General features: G+C 64.9%; 12 protein-coding genes, 1 pseudogene and 1 CRISPR repeat array. Of the genes and pseudogenes, 4 read left to right on the top strand and 9 right to left on the bottom strand.

What is annotated here, in order from left to right; translation table 11 throughout:
• Positions 1-8 precede the first annotated feature (8 nt).
• The 6 genes from EYB53_RS19980 to EYB53_RS19960 form a co-directional block, all read right to left on the bottom strand.
• Positions 9-1,181, bottom strand: a complete 1,173-nt coding sequence (locus tag EYB53_RS19980) for a hypothetical protein (RefSeq protein ID WP_135480316.1) — start codon at positions 1,179-1,181, stop codon at positions 9-11.
• Positions 1,182-1,183: 2 nt separating this feature from the next.
• A complete protein-coding gene (locus EYB53_RS26680; protein ID WP_371879141.1) occupies positions 1,184-3,694 on the bottom strand; it encodes an Eco57I restriction-modification methylase domain-containing protein in 2,511 nt (836 codons plus the stop codon).
• Positions 3,695-3,804: 110 nt separating this feature from the next.
• On the bottom strand, positions 3,805-4,176 hold the full coding sequence (locus EYB53_RS26675) for a four helix bundle protein (protein WP_371879140.1): 372 nt from the start codon (positions 4,174-4,176) through the stop codon (positions 3,805-3,807).
• Positions 4,177-6,403: 2,227 nt separating this feature from the next.
• Positions 6,404-6,787: a GxxExxY protein gene (locus EYB53_RS19970; protein ID WP_135480314.1), complete on the bottom strand. Its 384-nt coding sequence runs from the start codon at positions 6,785-6,787 to the stop codon at positions 6,404-6,406.
• 51 nt (positions 6,788-6,838) lie between these two features.
• Positions 6,839-10,084, bottom strand: a complete 3,246-nt coding sequence (drmD, locus tag EYB53_RS19965) for a DISARM system SNF2-like helicase DrmD (RefSeq protein WP_205712699.1) — start codon at positions 10,082-10,084, stop codon at positions 6,839-6,841.
• Positions 10,077-10,229: a hypothetical protein gene (locus EYB53_RS19960; RefSeq protein WP_167857502.1), complete on the bottom strand. Its 153-nt coding sequence runs from the start codon at positions 10,227-10,229 to the stop codon at positions 10,077-10,079. Before EYB53_RS19960 ends, drmD begins: the two co-directional genes overlap by 8 nt.
• Before the next feature lie 286 nt (positions 10,230-10,515).
• Positions 10,516-10,848: a CRISPR direct-repeat array (repeat unit 28 nt; unit sequence TTGTCCCCGCGCCTGCGGGGGTGAACCG).
• Between the two features lie 71 nt (positions 10,849-10,919).
• Between EYB53_RS19960 and EYB53_RS19955 the strand changes: the two genes are divergently transcribed.
• The 3 genes from EYB53_RS19955 (at position 10,920) to EYB53_RS19945 (ending at position 13,971) form a co-directional block, all read left to right on the top strand.
• Positions 10,920-11,210, top strand: coding sequence for a helix-turn-helix domain-containing protein (locus EYB53_RS19955; protein ID WP_167857501.1), 291 nt, complete (start codon positions 10,920-10,922; stop codon positions 11,208-11,210).
• A gap of 570 nt (positions 11,211-11,780) precedes the next feature.
• Positions 11,781-13,193 carry a hypothetical protein gene (locus tag EYB53_RS19950; protein ID WP_167857500.1) on the top strand — a complete coding sequence of 471 codons (1,413 nt, stop codon included), beginning with the start codon at positions 11,781-11,783 and terminating at the stop codon, positions 13,191-13,193.
• Position 13,194: 1 nt separating this feature from the next.
• Entirely contained in the window at positions 13,195-13,971 is a 777-nt protein-coding gene (locus EYB53_RS19945; protein ID WP_135480305.1) for an SH3 domain-containing protein, read from the top strand.
• Between the two features lie 366 nt (positions 13,972-14,337).
• Here the strand turns inward: EYB53_RS19945 and EYB53_RS19940 are convergent, their stop codons facing one another.
• The 3 genes from EYB53_RS19940 to EYB53_RS19930 all read right to left on the bottom strand — a co-directional run bounded on the left by EYB53_RS19940 (position 14,338) and on the right by EYB53_RS19930 (position 20,990).
• Positions 14,338-17,373, bottom strand: coding sequence for an SUMF1/EgtB/PvdO family nonheme iron enzyme (locus EYB53_RS19940; protein ID WP_135480303.1), 3,036 nt, complete (start codon positions 17,371-17,373; stop codon positions 14,338-14,340).
• A 94-nt stretch (positions 17,374-17,467) separates the two neighbouring features.
• On the bottom strand, positions 17,468-20,530 hold the full coding sequence (locus tag EYB53_RS19935; RefSeq protein ID WP_167857499.1) for an SUMF1/EgtB/PvdO family nonheme iron enzyme: 3,063 nt from the start codon (positions 20,528-20,530) through the stop codon (positions 17,468-17,470).
• Between the two features lie 220 nt (positions 20,531-20,750).
• Complete coding sequence (locus EYB53_RS19930; RefSeq protein WP_135480298.1) at positions 20,751-20,990, bottom strand: type II toxin-antitoxin system Phd/YefM family antitoxin; 240 nt, start codon at positions 20,988-20,990, stop codon at positions 20,751-20,753.
• Positions 20,991-21,296: 306 nt separating this feature from the next.
• Between EYB53_RS19930 and EYB53_RS19925 the strand changes: the two are divergent.
• Positions 21,297-21,853 (top strand): annotated as a pseudogene (locus EYB53_RS19925) (CHAT domain-containing protein); the annotation flags it as partial.

The raw sequence follows: 21,853 nt of genomic DNA, 5'->3' as shown, positions 1-21,853 counted from the left end.
TATTGCGGTCACTGTATTCGGACAACATCTAATTGTGATAGTTGATCAGAACCTCGTTTAAAACGAACTAACCCGTCACGAGGGCCTCTGCTAATACCGAAGATGGAGCCATCTGGCAATACGCTAACTACATTGTCGTCATCGCCTGATATTATGTCGCGGTCGTCGTGAAAGGAATCGGCCTCAAATACGATGCCCTTTTCCACAATGGGTCGAAGTTTTCCTAGATCCACGCCGTGGTGGAACCAAGTATCTTCTGCTGGATCATCCTCTAGCCCAAGTCGCCATTGTACACCTACAGTACTTAACCCACCCCAGTCACGAAATGCACCAGATGCTTCTTCTACAATAATTGTACGAGGTGTAGTATCCGAGGAACCTTGTAGTAAAAGCTTGGCGCGCCGTAGAAGTTCATCGGCGACTGAATAAAGTCCAGCGAAGAGAGCAACGCCTACGTAATGTAGATACTTGTTTGCCAGTACAAGAGCTTCGTTACGAAGGTCAGGTGGCTCGCCAAAAGCTGGATCCACAATATCTATCCGTCCCCTTGCTCTCCTCCTGCTACCTGGTCGTCCTGCAGACACTATTACCCCGAGCATTGCACAGGGCTCAAATTGAGGCGACAAAGTTGATCTTACCTGGACCTTTTTCGCAATAATGTCGCTGCGCGCTGCTGATGGACTACCAGCAACTCCCTTTGCCTCCAGTTGAACGTACCCCTCATTGCCTCCCAAAGGTGCGATGTAATCGAGAACTTTCCGGCCGCGTACGGCAATAGGTACAAAGCTATCCCATGCTACGCCATATGCTTCAGAAATAATCATTGTTGCCAGTGCCACACCAAACTGATGGCTGAAACCTGAAGTGAAATCTCCGAACAAATCTTGATATGCCAGGTCTGGATGATCTTGGTCAAGAGCCATGTATAGCCCGCCAGCTGCCACTAATGTTTGCGAAGGCATGGTTAGTCGCCGCGGTTGCAGCATTTTTAATCCAGCAACGTGCAGCAAACGAAACATCCGGAAAGGATAAGTGCTAGAGTGAGCCTGGGCGAGATGGTGGATTGGTGCATAGATAAGCTCATCAGGCACGGCAGGGGCTGGGCCTCGTGGGACATTTAATTCAATATACCTTCGCCGGCGTAGATGTATCGTATTAAAAGGAAGAACTGCACGGATCATCTCTACCCCCTCCTCACATACCGCGTCCCGCGCCGCTGCCCCTCGACGGTCGCCAGTCCTTCGTCTACCAACCGCTGGAGCAACGCCCGCGCCGTCTCGCCATCTACGCCGAGGGCCGCCTGGACGTCGCCGTTGGCCAGGGAGCCGCGCTGGGAGAGGATGGCCTTGAGCCGCACGTAGGGTTCGGGGATTAGGGATTGGGGATCGGGGGGCTGGCCCTCGTCTCTGTTCGCTTGCAACACGCTCTGCTCGCCCTCGGGTGCCCCGAAAAAGTCTAGGGTGAGCTGAGGATCGGGGGCTAGAGATCGGGGACCAACGTGCATTTCAGAGCCAGCACTATTCGCCATAGCGCCATCGGCCCTCTTGCGCTTCCCCGATCCCCGATCCCCGGCCCCCGATCCCTTCTTCTTCTCATGCAGCCCTGCCGCCACCTCCTCGGCATAACGCGCATGGTTCAGCGCCAGCAGTCGATCCAGCACCGCCCGCCGCGCCGCTTCGCTGATGGTGTAGCGTAGCCCCTGCTTTGTCTCGTGGAAACCGTGGTCTAATTCCAGATCCGACCACCCGTATGCCGCCGCCACGGCGTTGTCCATCTCAACGTGCAAGCGCCGTAGTTCGGCGATGTCCTCGCTCGCCTCTTGGGGGTTGTGGAAGCGGTTGTAGGTTTTGGTTAAGCCTTCATTTCGCTCTAAGGCAACAGAATAGCGGTATTCATAGTACTTTTCGCCGATGCTCTCTAAATAGTTTCTACTTGATGATGAGAGGTTGGTGATTTTTTGCCCACTGTCGTCCTGAAACTCAGGAAAAGCGAATGTTTCAAGACATTGTTTGGTTGAATAGCACATATCGGTTCGCAAAGAGGCGCCACTATAGTGTCTGGCCCACTCCTCGTGAAGTGATGATTGTAGAACTGAAAAATCGGAATAAGCATCCCTAATAAAAACTAAAACTTTATGAGAAAAGACGATATTCGTTGGTTGGAAAGTCATACTGTGTCTATTGCCAACTTGAGAACGAACGAGTACACGGCGCATTCCTGCGATTCGCGCATAGCAGTCCAACCGCTTATCCCAAAACTTCCAGTAATCTGATTCGTGTATCTGCTTTGTTATTGTTTCTCGATAAGGCTTGACTTTCTCAGTTACAATCTGCATGCATCGTTGGTACTGATTTGCACGTTCAAAATCCCAGTTATGAAAATTGATAACCATTCGGCTTGCAGACTGATCTGGCCGAGAGTTCAGATCTTCCCCAGTAAGGTATGGGAATATTACGTCTTTGCTTGACGGTTCCTGCTCAAGTATCGCATGCGCCTCTAATGGGTCGAGCACAAAGCCCAGGCCCTTAATCTCGGTACCTCTAAAGGACAAAAGTTCATTTTGCTTTAAGTACTGTGGCGTCTTTTGAAAGCCTATGTCGTTCGCTATGGTAAGAAAAGGGGTAATGCCAGCCACGTGGCTACCATCCAGTACGAAAGTTCCGCTCCACTGCGCCAGAGAAACCCAAACAAGTGCTACTGTAACACCAGCAGGACCAGGCCATGTCCAATTCGACCAAGCCCGAATTATCTTCCCCTTATTTTTTGTTATATAATCAATACTAACTAATCGATTATCACCCTGCGAAATAGAGTTTGTCATAATCAAACCAAAACCACCCCAAGGGCTTAATAGATTCTTAGCACGTAACATAAAATAAGCACAAAGATCGGCTTTTCCTTTTGCCCCACCAGCTAGTTCTCGAACTATTAGTTCCCGATAGTTCTCTCCTAAAGCCCCCGTTATCTTTGATCCTCCCATAAACGGCGGGTTACCCACCACCGCGCTGAAGCCCGGCGAAGGACTCTCGACGCTCAGCTTGCCAGCCTTTGCCTCGTCAAGCGTCTGCTCGATAGAGCGCTCTTCCAGGATCAGGTCGAAGACCTCAGGAAACTCAACCGGCCAATGAAACGGCCGCCGGCCCTGCAAATAGCGCTCAGCCTCGGCACGCAACTGAGCAAAGGCGCCACGATTGGCGGCATCAGTCTGCCCGCCGATTGTGAACTTGCCGGCACGGGTGTCTTCGGCAGCGCTGAGCAGCAGCGAATAGCGGGCGAGCCAGTCCTTCCGCAGCGTCTCGCGCACACTCTTGTCGGGCACAAGCTCGGCGGCAACAAGGAGATCCGCGCCGAGGCGCACGAGGGCCAGGGCAGACTCGGCAGTGCTCAGCCAACCGGCCTTGAGGTCGGCGTCGCGGGCCTCGCGCACCAGCGTGCCGGCGATCTTGCGCCGCTCGCGTAATGCTACCTCTAGCGCCTCTTCGACCTGGTGGCGGATCAAGGGTATCTGGACGGGCTTTGCCTCGTCGCCCTTGCGGAGCGACCAGTTCATCAACTGTTCCACGTCGCTGATGCCGAGCAGCGAGTCGCCGGCGCGCAGGGCGTGGTCGAGGAACGAGAACGGCCGCCCTTTGGCAAGCGTGATCAGCCAGAGCGAGAGCTTGGCCATCTCCACGGCGAGGGGGTTCTTGTCCACGCCATAGAGGCAACGATCGGCCACGAGGCGGCGGGCGAAGACCAGGCGCTCGGCGGGGTCGGCGGGGATGGCGTCGTCGGGGTTGGTGGTGAGGAAGCCTTCGGGAGTGATCAGCCTTCGGACCCCGGGTCTTGGGTCTCGGGCCTCGGGTCTTTGGGCTGAGTCTTCTTCTCTGAGAGCGAGAGCATCAGACGCCGCAACATCTTCCCGACGTCCTGCATCAGGTTCCAGGCCCGCTTGACCTGCTCGCGATCCAGGTACTGGAGTCGCACGGTAATCTGGAGCTGCGTCTCCGCCTCCTGGAGCGAGCCCTGCGCGATCGAGAGATGATGGATATACTCCTTGCGATGAATCCGTCCGTAGCCCTCGGCGATATTCGCCGGCACCGAGACTACCGCCCGTCGGATCTGGCTCGTCAGCCCGTACAGCTCCTCCCGTGGAAAATTCTGTGTCTGCTGATAGACCTCCTCGGCCAAGTCCATCGCCCGCTGCCACACCTCGAGGTCGCGATACGTCTGAATTGCCATCTGAATTATCCTTACGCAAGCGTCCCGATCCCCGATCCCCGACCCCCGACCCCCGACCCCCGATCCCCGACCCCCGATCCCCGATCCCCGACCCCTCCGCAAACGCCCAGGCCTCCAGCAGTCGCTCACTCAGGTAACGGCACGCCTGTACGAGAAATGCGCCGCTGCCCATCGCCATATCACAAACCGTCAGCTTGAGCAGATCGGCGGCGGGGCGTAGCTTCCACTGCTCTTTGGGCAGACCCTCGGCGGGGCCGACGTAGACCAGGGGCTCCAGCGTGTGCTGGACAATGGGTTCGGTGAGCGAGCGTGGCGTGTAGTGCGTGCCGGTGGCGCGGCGCTCGTTGCCCGTGGTGACGTAGACGCTGCCGGCAGAAATCACCGTCGGGCGACCGTAGTCATCGTCGCGGATGAGGCCGGCGAAGGGCAGCACGCGGGCGTAGAGTGCCTCGTCGTTGCCGCAGGCACCGCGCAAAAGAGCCGCGCGAAAGACGTCGGGCTGGGCTTTCCATGCCTTCTTCAGCGCGCCCTCGGAGCGGCCGGTTTGCTCCTTGAGGAAGGCCAGGAGGGGATCGGGGATCGGGGATACGGGATCGGCCACCGCGCTCTTCCCGATCCCTGATCCCTGATCCCCGATCCCTACGAGCGTCTCCAGGCGCGAAAGCGCCACCTCGGGTTCCTGCTCGCGGGTGCCCGCCAGGCCGAGCACCGGCTCCTTTGCACGCACGGCGGTGTGGTCGAGCAGGCCCTCGTAGACATGGCCGATCTGCTCAATGTCGAGGGCGCGGAACGAGACCCGGCGCGTCTCCTGGGGCGCGCCCTCGCGCACCTTCACGCGCAGCACCTGGAGCGCCTCCAGCAGATGCAGTACGACCCGGTTGGAGATCGGCAGGGGGTGGGCCGGCGTCTCGCGCCAGCTTGTGCCCAGGGGGCGGCCTTCAAGGAACGGATAGCGGTCGGGGCTGAACAGGCTGCCGCCATAGGCGGGCATATCAAGCCGATCGTGGTCGAAGCCGGCATAAACGGCGCGGAAGATCGCCAGGAGGCGGCCCCAGGCGTCGTGGCGGCGCTCCAGCACCTCCTCGCCGTGGCTGTCGGCGTCCGTGCGTAGCGCCTCCAACAGCGTCGAGACGGCGTAGTGCCGATCGTAGATATCGTCGCCCAGGAGGAGCAGGTTCTGCTCTTCGGCGAAGAGCAGGAAGACAAGGCGCATCATCACGGTCAGGGCCGCCTCGTAGAGTTGCTCCTCGGGCACCTCGGTGAGGAGGTCACGGCCGGCGTTCTGGTCGGCCACGTCGATTGCCTGCACGAGTAGTTCGACGGCGCGGCGTACCTGGTAGCCGAGCTGGTCGGTGACCTCCTGGCGGTCGTCGGCGCTGGCGGTGAGCAGGGCCTCAAGGGTGCGGTCGTCGGGTACGCCGAAGAGGCGATGGGCGCCGAGGAGCGAGCGGAAGGCGCGCAGGGTCAGCGGCTCATCGAGCCAGAGGCGGGCGTACCACGAGGTGAAGCCGGTAGTGACGTTCTCGTCGGCGGGGCGGTCGATCAGCATCCACTGCTCGCCGTTGGTGAGCAACCCGAGGCGCACGCCTGCGCCGCGCAGGAGGGTCATCATGCGCGTGGCGGGCGAGGCTTGCCATGCCGTGCGGGCCATGGGCTTTTCCAGGCCCTGCCTGGACGGGACGACGACGACCAGCACTCTGGGGATCGGGGATCGGGAGTCAGGGATCGGGTCGGACGCCGGCTCAGCGATCACGAAGTCGGGGCGCAAGATCTCGCCGTGCTCGGGCACTTGTACCGTTAGCCGTCCTTCCAGGGCCGGATCAATGGCAGGGAAACCCGATCCCCGATCCCCGATCCCCAATCCTCGCACCACCACGTCTGGCATCTCCAGCACACGCCGCAACACCCATTCGACCCAGGTGCGGTGGAGCGCCGGATCGGGTTGCAGGCCACCGGTATTGTCGAGCCACTCATCATAGGCCAGGCGCAGTTCGCGGGCCACGTCGGCGTCGGGCGCATCGAGCCCCTGGGGGAAGACGCGGGCGAGCACCGGCAGCGCGAGGAACGGCCCCGAGATATCGACGAGAGCAAGCCATTCGGTGTGGTGGCGGGCAATGGACATAGGTATATCTCACGCAAAGGCGCAGCGCATCTCGCGCAAAGCCGCGAAGACGCCAAGCCGCTATTCTTGCAGACCGTTCACTAACCTGACGATCCCGTCCTTGATGTAAGCTGCGCCAAAGTTGATCAGCAGCCCAAGCCGTTTATCCGCAAGCTTGAGATAGGTGATAAGCTGCTTCTTGTGCACCGGCAAGAGCGCCTCGACCGACTTTAGCTCAACGATGACGCGCTCTTCCACGATCATATCGGCCCGGAAGCCGATCTCCAGCTCAAGGCCATCATAGAGAAGCGGAACAGGCTGTTCACACGCCACCCGCAAGCCGCGCTTCCGCAGTTCGTACACAAGCATGGCTTGATACGCAGACTCAAGCAGTCCAGGCCCAAAGCGTGCGTGAATGTGGTATGCCGCATCGACAATCTGCTTTGCAATCTCATTCTCAGTCATAGTACCAGGCTCTCCTGCGGCTTTGCGGCTTTGCGGCTTTGCGCGAGATCCCTACGCGAGTCGTTGAGGAACGAGGAACATCACCGCCACCGGGAAGAGGCGGGCCTGGGGCTCGGCGTAGCGCGCGGCGATACCCTTGGTCTCCTGCTCTAGTTCGCGCGGGATCTGGTCAAGGCGCAGGCGCAGGGCGTCGATATTGCGCCGGTACTGCTCACGCTCGGCTGTGCTGAACTCTGCCAGGGGCAGCATGAGTTGCTGGGTCGGTTTCTCGACTTCGGTCAACTCGGCACGGATGGTGCGCTCCAGATCCTCTAGCACGAGGGTGATATCGGCGGTCTCCTTGTCGCGCCGCTCGTCGAGGAGCCGCTGGAGGCTCTCGGCGCGCTCCTTCCCGCGCGCCGCCAGTGCGGTCTGCACGTTGCCCTCGATGCTCGGCCAGAGCGCGGCCAGATCCGCCTGCATCGTCGCGCCGACCTCGCGGCTTGTCATCGCCTCGATCGCGCCCTGCACCTGGCCCACGTTCCAGCGCCGGAAGCGTCCCTGGCTGATCTCGCCGCCCGCCGCGATCAGTTCCTCGTGCAGCCGGTAGCTGTCGCCGCCGATTACCACTAGGCGCCCGTAGACAATCGCCAGGGGATTCGTCGTCAGGTGGTCGGGAACGACGCGGGCGGTGATGCGGTTGAGCTTCTTGCGCCCCTCGCCGCTCCATACCTCGGCGCGCAGCAGCCGCATCGACATCTGCACCAGCCGATGGTTCAGGTGGGCGAGCACCACGTCGTCGCGGCCCCTGGCCAGGTCGTGATCGAAGACAATCGGCCGTACTGCCTGGGTGTGCGGGTGGAGCAACCCCTCGGCGCAGGCCTCCCAGCTCCCGCGCAGCACCGGCAGGCGAAACACCGGGCAGCGCCGCCGTTCGCCGGTGGGGTCGGGCCAGACGCCCGGTAGCTTTGCCTCGATCAGGGGCGACTGCCCGGCCAACTCCAGCGCGATTGTCACCACCGCCTCGACATTCTCGGGGGCCAGGTGGAGCGCGTGGCGGCTCTCTTGGAGCTGCTGATAGAGGCGCTTGATCTGCTCGTTCAGGTTCTGCTCAAACTTGACCATGCGCCGGCCGGGCTCGGCCTTGCGCTCGGCCTCGGTCGTCTCCAGGCGGCGGCGCGTCCCGAGCATCGCCTCAGTCACCTGGTCGGCGATCACCGGCCCGACCTTGCCCAGGTCCTCGCGGATCTGCTCGACCTTCTGCACCGCCCGCATCAGGAACTCCAGGTCGCCCTCCAGCTCGCCGACCGGCACATCACGGCTGATTGGCAGCCGGGAAAAGCCAGCGGGGGCGAAGTGAAAGACCAGCGGGTTCTCGCGCTGGCCGTGGCGGTCGATGCGGCCGTTGCGCTGCTCCATGCGATTGGGGTTCCAGGGGATCTCGTAGTGGACGAGCCGGTGGCAGTGGCGCTGGAGGTCGATGCCCTCGGAGGCCGCGTCGGTGGCGAGCAGGATGCGCACCGGGCTCACGGCGGGGCTGGCCTGGAAGGCGGCCTTCACCTGCTCGCGGTCATCGTCATTCATCCCGCCGAAGAGCAGCATCAGGCGCTCACCCTCGGTGAGCTTCTCGGCGGCGAGCAGGCCCTGGAGCCACCGCTGGGTGTCGCGGTACTCGCTAAAAATGATCACCCGCTGGTCGGTCCACGGGCCGTTCGGGCACACGATGCCCTTTACCCAGTCCAGCAGGGCGCGGGCCTTGCGGTCGGGGCGCCGACGGGCGTCGGTGGCCCAGGCCAGCATGCGGTCGAGGAGCACGCGCTCCTCCGGGGTGGGCGCGTGGAAGAGCGCCGTCGTGGTCGCGATGGCGTCGCTCTCGGCCTCAAGCTGCTCCTGGTCGGTGGCGTAACCCTCCTCGACCTCGGCCAGCATCGCCTTGAGGATGCCGGCCTGGGGGCGACGCGCATGCGCCCTGCGCTCGGGCCGGGTCGCCTCGTTCAGCGATGCGCGGTGCTTCTCGATGGTGGTGGCGAAGGCGGCGGGTGAGGAGAGCAGGCGCTTCTTGAGCAGCTTGAGCACAAACTCGGTGGCCGTGCGCTCGACGCTGTCGCCGGCGTGCTGGCGGCGCAGCCGGGTGTAGGCCTGGAGGTCGCGATGGGCCTGGCGCTCCTCATCGGTGTAGGACACCTCGATCGCCTGCAACTCGCGCCGCGGGAAGCGCGGGCGGTCGTTCCAGTCGTAGGTCAGCTCCGACTTAAGCCGGCGAATCATTACGCTCTGGAGCATTGTGCGGTCGGGCGGGACGCCGCGGGCGAAGCGCTGATTATCGAGCAGCTCCAACAGGGCGGAGAAGCTCTCCGCGTAGCCGTTGTGCGGTGTGGCGGTAAGGAAGAGCTTATGCTCGAAGTGCGGGGTCAGGGTGCGGATGGCGGTGGTGCGCAGCGAATCAATCGCGTAGTTGCCGACACCGGAAGGCGCCACGTTGTGGGCCTCATCGACGATGAGCAGGTCGTAGGTACGCGGGTAAGCCAGTTCGCCGGTAGCGGGGAGCGTCTCGCGGAACAGGCGCATCGGCTGGTCACGCTTGAGGTAATCGATGGAGGTGATGAGGCGCGGGAAGTGCCCCCAGGGATTCACGTGGATGCCGCGAGAGCGGCGCAGTTCGCGCATCAGCTCGCTATCGACAATCCGAAAATCCAGGCCGAACTTCTCGCGCATCTGATCGCGCCACTGGATCTGGAGCGCCGAGGGACAGACGATCAGGATGCGGCGGGCGCGGTGGCGGATGATCAACTCCTGAACGACCAGGCCAGCCTCGATGGTCTTGCCGAGGCCAACGTCATCGGCGATGAGCAGGTTGACGCGCGGCATCTGAATCGCGCGGGCGACCGGATCGAGCTGGTAGTCCTCAATCGTGATGCCGCTGCGAAATGGTGCCTGGAGGCCGCGCACGTCAGCCGAGGAAGCGGCGCCCCAGCGCACCGCGTTGAGGAAGGCATCGAGACGCTCAGGGGCATCGAAGCCTGTGGGAGTGGGGAGCGACCGCTGGTCGTAGACGCGCGCCCCAGGTTCGAGCTCCCAAATGACCCGCAGATCCTCACCGAGCGCGTCATCCTCAACCGAGGTCAACGTGACAAGGTGCTGAGCGCCGAGGAGGCCGGCGTCGAGGAGACTGCGCTGCCGACTGCTCTTCACCACCTCGGCAACGACGTAGCGGCGATTACGAACCTCGACGAGTTGGCCCTGCTCAGGGAGTGACGTTCCAGTGACAACAGGCATCAATGGTCTCGACTCATGTTTTGCAACGATGCGGTTAGGCATCGGCGGATCGCTCTCCATCGAAATAGCGCTCGAGAATACCCGCAACATCGCCTTCTTTGCCTACCAGCGCCTCAGCAATGGCCCGCGCAGACGCATAGCGACACCTCACGATCATGATATGCAAAGTGTAAGCCTGGGGAGCCATTACGTCAATAGCTCTTTGCTGTCATTCTGGTCATAGTACACAGTATCGTTTTTTAGTGTGATTAATTACACAGAAAAGCTCAGGCAAAGCGCACTATGCTTCTCCGTTTCTCTGCTCCATATGGCTATGCACCCGCTGCGTGGTCATCGCGTAGGTGGGGCAGTCGGCGGTAGGGGATGTGCTGCCGCCCCTCGACGGTTCAGATCGACACCGCCCGAATGCGGAAAATGACTTCAGGGCTTGTTTTTATCGATGAATCGCATTAGAATGCCTTGCAAGGTAGTCATTGTCCCCGCGCCTGCGGGGGTGAACCGATACATCTTAGCCCTCCAGGGTGTTGATGCTCATTGTCCCCGCGCCTGCGGGGGTGAACCGATGACGGGGTACGGCTCGCCCGTCTCGTAGTCATTGTCCCCGCGCCTGCGGGGGTGAACCGATGACGGGGTACGGCTCGCCCGTCTCGTAGTCATTGTCCCCGCGCCTGCGGGGGTGAACCGTCGCTGAGCACCTAGGGGAACAGCGTGCCGGTGTTGTCCCCGCGCCTGCGGGGGTGAACCGAACACCGGGGCGGGCAACCTGTTTGTGATCTTGTTGTCCCCGCGCCTGCGGGGGTGAACCGTCGGTAGCATGGGGGCAACGTCAAGACGGCGCGTTGTCCCCTACTTGACTCGCGGCGGCGCAGCAACTACCATGGGCGCACGAAGCAATGCCGTGCGGAGTGCAACGAACGCAATGTCTGGCGACGAAACATCCCCTGGTGACTCCATCGACCCGCTAAAAGTCGGTGAGTTGATTTCCATAGCCGAGGCAGCGGACTACGCTGGTCTGGCGCGGCATTCATTGTTGACCTATGCCCGGCATGGTCGCCTCCGCGCCAAGAAGCTTGGGTCGCAATGGGTGACAACTCATGCGGCGGTTGATGCGTATCTGGCCTCACGTGATACCAAAAGTATCCCCAAGAAATATCGTCCACCCTCTTGACCGTATCCACTTTCTTGGATAATATAGAGCTATGAAATGACGCAACCGCCAGGTGCTGGTAACACCTGACGGCTGCTAACCTCACCACCTGGGATGAGCAGGCGGTGCGGCTGGGCTGCATGGTACCACACTGTGCGGCGTCCTCCAGCAGCACCCCGTTGCCGCGTTGCCCCGCAACGTAGCAGGCGTTGAGGTGCTGTATTCGTTCCAGGGGCTTGTCATTTCTCTCCTGGCTCGCGCCGGAGGTCGCCGTGTTCTCTGCGGTTTGTCCCCGTGGCGCTCGTGCGCGGCCTCCGGCGAGGAGGGCGCCGGGCGTCCGTGGGTTGCGCTGCCTCAGGGCGGGTGCGCTGCGGCCAGCAGCGGCATCCTTGGGCCAGGGTCGCGCCCTGGCTCCCCCACGCTGGCGGCAGCCTGCCGCCCCCGCCCTGGTGCCCCTTACCCGTCGCGGAGGTTCGCCCACCTCCCTGCGGTTGTTCGCTCGTTGCACCCATCCTGTCGCTGGTCAGCCCATGCCTGGGCTGGCCCGGCCTGACCCTCTGGCGGGGCGCTCGCCGCCTGCCCAGGGGGGCGTTGCCATGCCCCACGCCTGGTCGCTCGCTCGTTCCGCCCATCCTGCCGCTGGTCAGCCCTACCCTGGGCACGCCCGACCTGACCACCCCCCTGCCCAGGGGGGCGTTGCCCGATCACTCCCCTGGTCGCTCGCTCGTTCCGCCCATCCTGTCGCTGGTCAGCCCTACCCTGGGCACGCCCGACCTGACCACCCCCCTGCCCAGGGGGGCCTTGCCATACCACACCCTTGGAGGCGCTCCTATGCACCATGATCCCGCCGCCCGTCTGCGTCGCGCCCCGACCGCGACGCGCATCCTTGACCTCGCCGCCTGGGTGGGCCTGCTCGCCGGGCTGCTCTGGTGGATGCATTTCTTCTGGCTCATGATCACCCCCAGCATGCTCACCGAGCTTGTGCTCACCGCGGCCTTTGCGCTGGCCTACGCCGTGGTCTTGCCCATGCTGATCAGCATGCTCTTTCCTGGCACGCCCGCAGGCATGTTGCTCGCCGAAACCCGCTGGCGCACCTTCGGCCACGCGATTGCGCTGGGGGCCGCCGTCTTCATGGTTTATCACGGCTTCGTGGCGGTCTGGGCCTGGTGGCAAACCCGGCCCGTGACCGTCGCGGCGGGCCAAGACCTGCCGCTGGCAATTGGCACGCTCATTGTCTTTGTCGTCGTACCCGCCTTATCGTGGGTGCAAATGGCCCCCGACCAGTGGGTCGCGGAGATCGTCCAGGCCCAGCAGGTCAAGCGCTTACGCGCCGCGCAGCAGGCCAATCTGATGGCGGCCCGCATCCAGTACGCCCGCGCCATGCACCTGCTCAAGCGGGGCTTGGCCAACACCACCGCCGCCGAACGCGCCGAATTAGCGGGAACCTTGATCGCGATGCAACGCGCCGAGAACGAGGCGATCAGCCAGGTCGCCGCCCAGATGCGCTTGCTGACCGGCATTGACACCGGCACGCCGCTGCTCGACGACGACCACCTGCTCGACCAGTACGACCGCCTGACGTACGCGATGGAACAGCTCGTCACGCCGGTCAACGCGGCCTACGCGGAGGCTCCGGATGCGGTGGCACCACCGCCTGCCGCGCCACTGACCACGCCACTGACCGTCCCGAGCGAAACAGCCGCACCAGCCGAACCAGCGGCCCGCCACGAACCGCCCCGGCCCGCGTCCAGCCCGCCCGCGTCCAGCCCGCCCGCGTCCAGCCCGCCCGCGTCCAGCCCGGCTCCCTCCACCGCGACCGCGCTCGCCGTCGCCCAACGCGAACTCAGCGGCGCATGGTCGCGCGCCCAACTCGAAACCGTCTTGTCCGTGCAGAAAACCAAGGCCACCGCCTTGATCCGCACCTGGCGCAGCGAAGGCCACCTGATCGAACTCAGCGACCCCGCCTTCCACTACGCCTGGGCCACCCCCGAAAGGAGCGTCTAACATGGGCTATGTTCCCCCCCGCGGGGCCGATGGCCGCATCATCGTCGGCCCCTTGTTTGGCGACGGCGACCCGCCGCCGCCAGCGGACGCCGCTGCCCCCACCAGTGACCCGCCGCCGAGCGCCCACGCCCCGCCCGCCGCACGAGCGCCCGCGCCCGCCCGCCATGCCGACGCGCCCACGCCCTTCGGCATGCTCCGGCCTGGCGCAACGACCGCCCCGGCTGGCCCGCGCCGCCATGCCCGGCTCATTCTGGCCGTCGCGCTGGCCTGCCTCCTGCTCGGCGGCGGCCTCTGGGCCACCTGGCCGCGCCCGCACCCCGCTGCGCCGCCCGTCGCCACGAACCCGGCCCCGCCGCCCGCCGCGACCACGGCCCGCCACGTCCTGCCCCGCGCCGTCGTCGCCTTCGCCGCCCCCGAGGGTGTCGCTGTGGGGGCCTTGGAACCCGGCCGCCCCTACACCACCCTCGCCACCCAGGACGGCTGGCTGCGCATCGCCGCTGACGGCTCCGGCACCGTCTGGATTCGGGCCTGGGAACTCACCGGCAGCGGGCCACCGACCGCGACGCCGACCGCCACCCCGCTGCCGACCGCGACCCCGCGCCCGGCCCCGCCGCCGCCGCCAGCGGCCCCCGTCGCCCCAGCACTCACCTGTGTGCCGGTCATCGACGGCAACTTCGGCGGCACGCTCGGCCACGCCTGCGGGGCCACCAGTGTTGAACGCCAGCAGCGTGCGCTGGAACTGCTCCGGGCGGCGGATCAGGCCCGGGGCGAGGAGTGAGTTTGTGGCCGCCAAAGAACGGTCGCGCCATGCTGCCCCTCGCTCACAATGCGGGCGAGGGGTGAAGGCATGGCACAGCGTCGGGGCACGGCGCTGCCGTGCCCTCGCTGCATCATGACGCCGATGATCATGCCCCCGCCGCCGTGCGCACCCCATGGCCGTAAGGCCGAAGCACGCGCCTGCGCAGAGGTGGGGTGGCGGCACGGGTGCGGGGCGCGTGCTTCGGCCCTACGATGCTGCCCGTGCCCTGCGCCGCCCCGCCGCTGCGATGCCCCGCCCCCCCACAAAAAAATCGCGGATGTGGCGGGGGCAAACCCTTGACACCTTGGTCGCCCCAGAAGGAAACAGCAACGCAGCAAACAGGTTTCAGAAATCAGAATTCAGGACATCCGTTCGAACAAGGGGGGCCGCCACCACCCGAAAACCCAGGACGTTGAGCGTGCCGCCGGGATGGAGCCAGTTCCGCGCCCCGCAGCGAACATACGTGCTATCCTGACGCCATGACCCACCTCGCCACGGCACATCCCAATTATCAGTTGTAAAGTCTTTCCGCTCCTGCGCGGCCTCGGCTGGGTAGGCGCGGTAGCTGCTGCTGGCCCACTCCCACACATTGCCCGCCATATCAAGGGCACCACACGCCGCCACCCCTGCGGGACAACAGCCGACAGGAGCGGATCGCCCGACCTGGCTGGCGTCATAGATCGCCACGCCTGGCGTGGGCTCCGCTTCGCCCCACGGGTAGGGATGCCGCTGGCCCTGCGCGTCATATGCTGCGGCAACCTCCCACTCCGCCTCGGTCGGCAAACGCAGCGTCCAGCCTGCCGGCAGCGCCTCAGCCAGGCGGTCGCTCAACCAGGCACAAAAGGCCGTCGCCTCATACCAGGTGACCTCGATCACTGGCTGATTGGCCCCGCTGAAGCGAGCATAATCCCACACCCCCGGCTGCTGGCGGTGCCGCTCCTGCTTCCACCGCCAGCCCTGCGGCGTCCACCAGCGTTGCGCTCGGTCGCCATAGCCCTCGGCGACAAACGCAGCGTACTGCGCCACCGTGATCGGATAGCGGGCGATCCAGAAGGCGGGCAAGGGCAGGGTAGCAGCGGCTTGCCCCTTGTCCCACCCGCCAATCTGATAACTGCCCGCTGGCACACAACACCAGTACCCCTGTGGCTGCCCAAACGTCGTGCTCCGCTGGGCCAGTTCCGCTTGCCACGCCGCAACCGTCACGGGCAAGCGCGGATCACCCAAATCACCCAGCAGGAACCCGGCCCGCACCCGCTCGGCCACCGGCAGGGGTTGGTCGCGGTCAGTCAGCAGCGTCACGAAGCCGTCACGCAGATCAGCCTGCAAGCCAGCGACATCCACCTGCTGCTCAGCCAGATACGTCCAGTCGCGATCAACGCCCAACTCCGCCGCCAGGATCAGATCGCGGTACCAACGCGCCACGGGCTTCGCTGCCCCCTGCTCGCGCCGGTCAACCAGCACCCGCAGCACCTTCTCGACCAGAAACGGATTCGTCGCCTGCACCACCCCCACCCCCAGGAAGAGCGGCTCGCGCCAGCGGTCATCATCGCGCCGCGCTAAGACCTGCGCCACCGGATCACGACTGAGCAGCATGTGCCGCCCGGCGCAGTGTTCCTGCAAGGTCAGGTGCGCAAAGACATAGCTTGTCGGCCCGTCCGGGGTCACCAACCCGCTCCGGTGTTCGATATAGTCCAGACAGCGCTCCGCCGCCCCCCAAGGTTCCGGGAGCTTCGCGGCTTCAAAGAACTCGATCAACGCATCGCGGATCTGGCTTTTACCCAGCCGCCCGCGTCCATCTTCCGACGACCCCGCCGCATGCGCGTCGTAGGAGAGCCGGTCGAGCAGCGGGCGCAAGCGGGCGGTTGTCCAGTCCGGGCGCCCCAGCGCATCGGCCAGGTTCTGCCCGTCATGCACTTTGTCCCACTCGCCCAGCAGCAATTCCAGGATCTGCTCGTAGAGCGTCGGACGATCACGCGGCAAGGTACCCCGCCGAAACAGCAGCAAGGCCATCAAGGTCACCAGCAACGGCGAGGCCGCCATCGCCCGTAAGCGGGGACTTGCCGCAATCGTCGCGATCAACTCCGCACTCAACCCCTCCGCTTGGGCCTGCGCCAGATGCCCGTGCGCCACCAGTTCGCCATACCAGGCCGGGACAAACGCCCGTACCTGGCCCAGCGTCAACGGGGCCAGCGTCGCCACCGGCCAGCCGAGCAACGCCTGCAACTCCTTGGTGAACGCCCGCGTACGACAGGTCACCACCAGGCGCACCTTCGGATAGCGCTCCGCGAACGCCTGCACCGCCTGCAACGTCGTGGTCCGATCTGCGGCTTTGTCCGTCCGTTCCAGCAGCACTTCATCCAGCCCATCAAGCAGGAGGATCACCGCCCCGCGCACCAGCGCATCCGTCAGCAGATCGTTGGGTTGAGCGACCCCGTATCCGGCAAGCGTGGCACGCAGCAACGTCATCACGGTCTGCGCTGTAGTCGCCCGCTTCGCCAGCGCTCCGGCCAGCCGACGCAGCGGCAGCAGCAGCGGTAGCACCGGCGGGATCGCGTCCCACCCCGGCAAGGCCGTCGCCGGGTCAGCCTGATCCAACCCGCGCCGCGCCAGCGCCCAGGCCAGATGGCGTACGAAGGTACTCTTGCCGCTGCCCGGATCGCCCAGCACCACCAGGCGTGGCTGATCAGCCAACGCCTCGGTCGCCGCCTGTGCTCTAAGCAGCGTCAGCGGTGCCGCGTCATCCGCACGGGCACTGCCGTCGTCGGCCTCGGCCACCCTGGTTGCCAGCACCGCCGCGACCGGCAGCACACGTTCGGGATCGTACGCGTCGGCAGGCTGGGTCAGGTTGTCATTGGCAAAGTAGGGCCGCAGCGCTTCCCGCGAGCCGGTCGCCAGCGGCAAGAGCGTCGTCGTCGCGAGCAGCACATAGACCCGGGCCAGATCGAGGCCCTGCGCTTCCACCAATTGGGTATCCAGGCCCCGCAGCGGCAGCGTGCGCAGATCATTCGCCAGCGCATCGAGATACCAGATCAGCCGCTGCTGCTCGTCCTCGCTGGGGGCGCGTTGGTAGATGATCGTGCCCAGGTTGAGCCCTACGACTGGGGCATCAACCTGCCCGCCGCTCACCGTCGCCTGGCCCTCGGTCGTCGCCGTGGCCCCTTGGCCGATGGCAGCCGTGCTCTGGGTGAGATTGCCTGCGGTGATCGTATCACCACCGCCCGCTGGCGTCGCTTCACCGAACACCTCGGCTTCAACGAAGGTGCGGTGCGCCGCTGTCAGCGTGGTGTTCGTTGCCAGCGCAGCGCGGGCCGCCGCCGCGCCCCACCGCGCGCGGAGGGCGCGTAGCTCGTCGGCCAACGCGATCAGTTCGTCGTGCGTCATCGCGGCGTGCTCCTTCTCATTCCCTCGTGCGATCAGTCCTCATTTTGGCCGAGCGAAAGCTCCTCTTTCCTCCACGCCGTGCTCACTCAGCAGATCAGGATGCGCCATCCAGGACATCCGTGCGAGCGAGGGGGGCCACCACCACCCGAAAACCCCGGCTGCCGCCCCTGACGTCGGGACGGAACCAGTACCGCGCCCCGCAGCGAACACTTGTACTACCATTCCACCACGACCCACCTCGCAACGGCACATCCCCATTATCAGGTGTAAAGTCTTTCACTTCCTGCGCAGCCTGGCCTGGATAGCCCTGGGAGCTACTGCTGGCCCATTCATCGACATTGCCCACCATGTCCAGCGCCCCGCACGCCGCCGCCCCTGCCGGACAACAGCCCACGGGGGCGGGACGGCCCACATCGCTCTCTTTATAGATCGCCAGATCGGGCGTTGGTGCCACGTCACCCCACGGATACGGACGGCGCTGGCCCTGCCCAGCATACGCCGCCGCCACTTCCCACTCCGCCTCGGTCGGCAGGCGCAACCCATAGCCTGGTGGCAGCACCTCAGCCAGGCGCTCACTCAGCCAGGCGCAAAAGGCCGTGGCCTCGTACCAACGCACCCCGATCACCGGCTGATTGGCCCCGGTAAAGCGAGAATCATTCCAATACCCTGGCTGTCGATGGTTGTTTCGCTGCTTCCACTGCCAGCCCTCGGGCGTCCACCAGCGTTGCGCTGCGTCGTCGTAACCTTCAGCGACAAACAGAGCGTACTGCGCCACCGTGATCGGAGCGTGCGCGATCCAAAAGGCGGGCAAGGGCAGCGTAGCGGCAGGTTGCTCCCCACCCCAACCCCACCCACCAATCTCGTAGCTCCCCGCTGGCACATAGCACCAGTACCCCTGTGGCTGCCCAAAGGCCGTGCTCCGCTGGGCCAGTTCCGCTTGCCAGTCCTCGACCGTCACGGGCATACGCGGATCACCCAAGTCACCCAGCAAGAACCCGGCCCGCACCCGCTCGGCCACCGGCAGGGGTTGGTCGCGGTCGGCCAGCAAGGTCACCAACCCGTCACGCAGGTCAGCCTCTAACCCAACGACATCCACCTGCTGCTCGGCCAGATACGTCCAGTCGCGATCAACGCCCAGTTCCGCCGCCAGGATCAGATCGCGGTACCAACGCGCAAGGGGTTTTGCCGCCCCCTGCTCGCGGCGATCAACCAGCACCCGCAGCACCTTCTCGACGAGAAACGGGTTTGTCGCCTGCACCACCCCCACCCCCAAGAAGAGCGGCTCACGCCAGCGGTCGTCGCCCCGCCGCGCTAAGACCTGCGCCACCGGATCACGACTGAGCAGCATGTGCCGCCCGGCGCAGTGTTCCTGCAAGGTCAGGTGCGCAAAGACATAGCTCGTCGGCCCATCCGGGGTTAATAACCCGCTCCGGTGTTCGATATACTCCAGACAGCGCCCGGCCGCCCCCCAGGGTTCGGGGAGCTTTGCCGCTTCAAAGAACTCGATCAGCGCATCGCGGATCTGGCTTTTACCCAACTGCCCGCGCCCATCTTTCGACGACCCCGCCGCGTGCGCCTCGTAGGAGAGCCGGTCAAGCAACGGGCGCAAGCGGGCCGTTGTCCAGTCCGGCCGGCCCAGCGCATCGGCCAGGTTCCGCCCCTCATGCACTTTGTCCCACTCGCCCAACAGCAATTCCAGGATCTGCTCGTAGAGCGTCGGGCGATCACGCGGCAGCGTCCCCCGCCGAAACAGTAGCAAGGCCATCAAGGTCACCAGCAACGGCGAGGCCGCCATCGCCCGCAGGCGGGGACTTGCCGCAATCGTCGTGATCAGATCGTCACTCAACCCCGCCGCCTGCGCCTGGGCCAGATGCCCGTGCGCCACCAACTCCCCATACCAGGCCGGGACAAACGCCCGTACTTGGCCCAGCGTCAAGGGAGCCAACGTCGTCACTGGCCAGCCGAGGACGGCCTGCAAGTCGTCGGTGAACGCCCGCGTGCGACAGGTGACCACCATGCGTACCTGCGGATAGCGCGCCGCAAACGCCTGCACCGCCTGCAGCGTGGTCGCCCGATCTGCGGCCTGCGCGGTCGGCTCCAGCAGCACTTCATCCAGCCCATCGAGCAACAGGATGACCGCCCCGCGCACCAGGGCATCGGTCAGCAGATCGTTGGACTGAGCCACCCCGTGCTCAGCAAGCGTGGTACGCAGCACCGTCATCACCGCCTGCGCTGGTGCCGCCCGCTTCGCCAGCGCTCCGGCCAGCCGACGCAGCGGCAGCAGTACTGGGAGCAGCGGCGGGGCCGCGTCCCACCCTGGCAAGGCCGTCGCCGGGTCAGCCTGATCTAATGCACGCCGCGCCAGCGCCCAGGCCAGATGGCGCACGAAGGTACTCTTGCCGCTGCCCGGATCGCCCAGCACGACTACCTGCGGATGGGCAGACAGCGCTTCCGTCGCCGCCTGCGCCCGGAGCAACGTCAGAGGCGCGGCGTCACCCTCGCGGCCACGCCCACGGGCACTGCCGTCGGCCTCGTCCACCCTGGTCGCCAGCACCGCTGCAACGGGCAACACATGCTCCGGATCGTACGCTTCGGCAGGTTCCGTCAGTTCATCATCAGCAAAGTAGGGTCGCAGCGCTTCCCGCGAGCCGGTCGCCAGCGGCAGGAGCGTCGTTGTCGCCAGCAACACATAGACCCGCGCCAGATCGAGGCCCTGTACCTGCGGCCTGGACAGGTCGGTGGTATCCAGGCCCCGCAGCGGCAGGGTGCGCAGATCATTCGCCAGCGCATCGAGATACCAGATCAGCCGTCGGCGCTCGTCATCACGCGGATCACGCCCGTAGATGATCGTGCCCAGGTTCAGGCCCACCGTCGGGCCATAGACCGTGCCACTCACCGTGAGGGAGCCTTCCGTCTGCGCCGTGGCCCCTTGCCCGATAGCAGCCGTGCTCTGGGTCAGATCGCCGGTGGTCAGCGTATCACCGCCGCCAGCGGGCACGGCTGGCGCTGCCGCGTCTGCAAGGGCTGCCAACGCAGTTCGTACCCGGTCACGTTTGGCTTCCTGGCGCAGCCGCACGGGGGAACCGGGGGCCAGCGCCGCAATCACGTCGTCAAGCTCAGCCAATTCAGCGTGGAGTTCGTCACGGCGCTGGGTCATCGATGTACTCCTGGAGGGAAGGGTTCCACCACCTGCCGTCATGATACATGCAACAACGCCTTCGGCATACGACCTGCGCTGCCCGCGCCGGGGCCGAGGTGCCGCAGCGCGAGAGACGCAACGACGCCACGGCGCAAAGACGCAAAGATGCAACGCAGATCCCGCAACCCTTTGCGCCTTCGCGCCGTGGCGCCACACAAACCAGTGTCGTATGCGAAACCTACCCCTCCGGCGGCGCAGCGGCGGGCGGGCGGGCATCGTCGACCAGCGCCCGCAGCACAGCAAACAACTCAACCGAGAGCAAGACCGCCGTCGGTTTGCCCTTCTGCGTGATCACCACGGGGCGCTGCTGCTGCGCCGAGCGCCGAATCATCGCCGCCAACGAACTGGCCGCTTGGGAGACCGGCAGCACACCATGCTGCAAGTCAATATCAAACATGTGTCGGGTGGAAGCGGGCATCGGGTTGGTTCCTTTCGTGCGGTTAGGTGGCAAGGGGGCCTGAGAGGACAACGGCATACGGTCATGTGGCGTCATCCTACCACACCCTCGCATCCGTTGCCAAACAAACAGGGGCAAAGGTGCCCACAAACCCACTGCTATGCCTGTGAGCTAATTCAGTGGGGCATCAAGGAACGCCCCGCCTGGCCGCGTTCCCAGCGCCAGCCTGCCTGCGGAGCCGTACGGCATCCGTCAGCCCTTCCCCTCGCCCTCAGATCGCCTATAATAGGGGCATGTGTCCGCAGCCGACCTTTCAGGGGCCATACCATGTCTGATCGCCTCGCCGCCGTCGATCTGACCCTGACCCTCGGTGTCACCCCGCCCGGCTACGTGGCCGAGGCGCGGCTGACCCAGCCGGGCAGCCAGGCCGACGCGGTGCTGGCGAGCACGGTGCCCCTCGCCCTCGCCCCGGTCGCTCTCCTGGCCCACGCTCTCGACCCGGTGGCCTATGGGCAGGCGCTGACGACCCAACTCTTCGCGGCCCCGGCCCTGCGTGACGCCTGGCAGCAGGCGCGGGCGCTGGCCCACGGCACCAACCGGCCCCTCCGCGTGCGCCTCAGCCTTCCCGCCGACGCCGCTGACCTCCACGCCCTGCGCTGGGAAACGCTGCGCGATCCGAGCAGCGACCTGCCCCTGGCGTGTGATGAACGCATCTTCCTGGTACGCACCCTGGTGAGTAGCGAGCTGCGCCCAGTGACGCTCGGGCCACGCCCTGATCTGCGGGCGTTGCTCGTGGTCGCCAACCCGCATGATCTGGCGCGGTACCACCTGGCCGCGCTCGAGGTCGCGGCAGAGGTTCAACGGGTGCGCGACGCGCTGGGGGC

Source organism: Candidatus Chloroploca mongolica (assembly GCF_004762035.2).
Taxonomy (GTDB): Bacteria; Chloroflexota; Chloroflexia; order Chloroflexales; family Chloroflexaceae; genus Chloroploca; species Chloroploca mongolica.
The sequence above is the reverse complement of the archived record's forward strand: the minus strand, read 5'-3'. Positions and strand labels throughout refer to the sequence as shown.

Excerpts from the sequence above, each read along its gene's own strand:
- EYB53_RS19980 (WP_135480316.1), bottom strand. The coding sequence starts at position 1,181 with ATGATCCGTGCAGTTCTTCCTTTTAATACGATACATCTACGCCGGCGA.
- EYB53_RS26675 (WP_371879140.1), bottom strand. The coding sequence starts at position 4,176 with ATGGACTTGGCCGAGGAGGTCTATCAGCAGACACAGAATTTTCCACGG.
- EYB53_RS19970 (WP_135480314.1), bottom strand. The coding sequence starts at position 6,787 with ATGACTGAGAATGAGATTGCAAAGCAGATTGTCGATGCGGCATACCAC.
- drmD (WP_205712699.1), bottom strand. The coding sequence starts at position 10,084 with ATGCCTAACCGCATCGTTGCAAAACATGAGTCGAGACCATTGATGCCT.
- EYB53_RS19960 (WP_167857502.1), bottom strand. The coding sequence starts at position 10,229 with ATGGCTCCCCAGGCTTACACTTTGCATATCATGATCGTGAGGTGTCGC.
- EYB53_RS19955 (WP_167857501.1), top strand. The coding sequence starts at position 10,920 with ATGGGCGCACGAAGCAATGCCGTGCGGAGTGCAACGAACGCAATGTCT.
- EYB53_RS19945 (WP_135480305.1), top strand. The coding sequence starts at position 13,195 with ATGGGCTATGTTCCCCCCCGCGGGGCCGATGGCCGCATCATCGTCGGC.
- EYB53_RS19940 (WP_135480303.1), bottom strand. The coding sequence starts at position 17,373 with ATGACGCACGACGAACTGATCGCGTTGGCCGACGAGCTACGCGCCCTC.
- EYB53_RS19935 (WP_167857499.1), bottom strand. The coding sequence starts at position 20,530 with ATGACCCAGCGCCGTGACGAACTCCACGCTGAATTGGCTGAGCTTGAC.
- EYB53_RS19930 (WP_135480298.1), bottom strand. The coding sequence starts at position 20,990 with ATGCCCGCTTCCACCCGACACATGTTTGATATTGACTTGCAGCATGGT.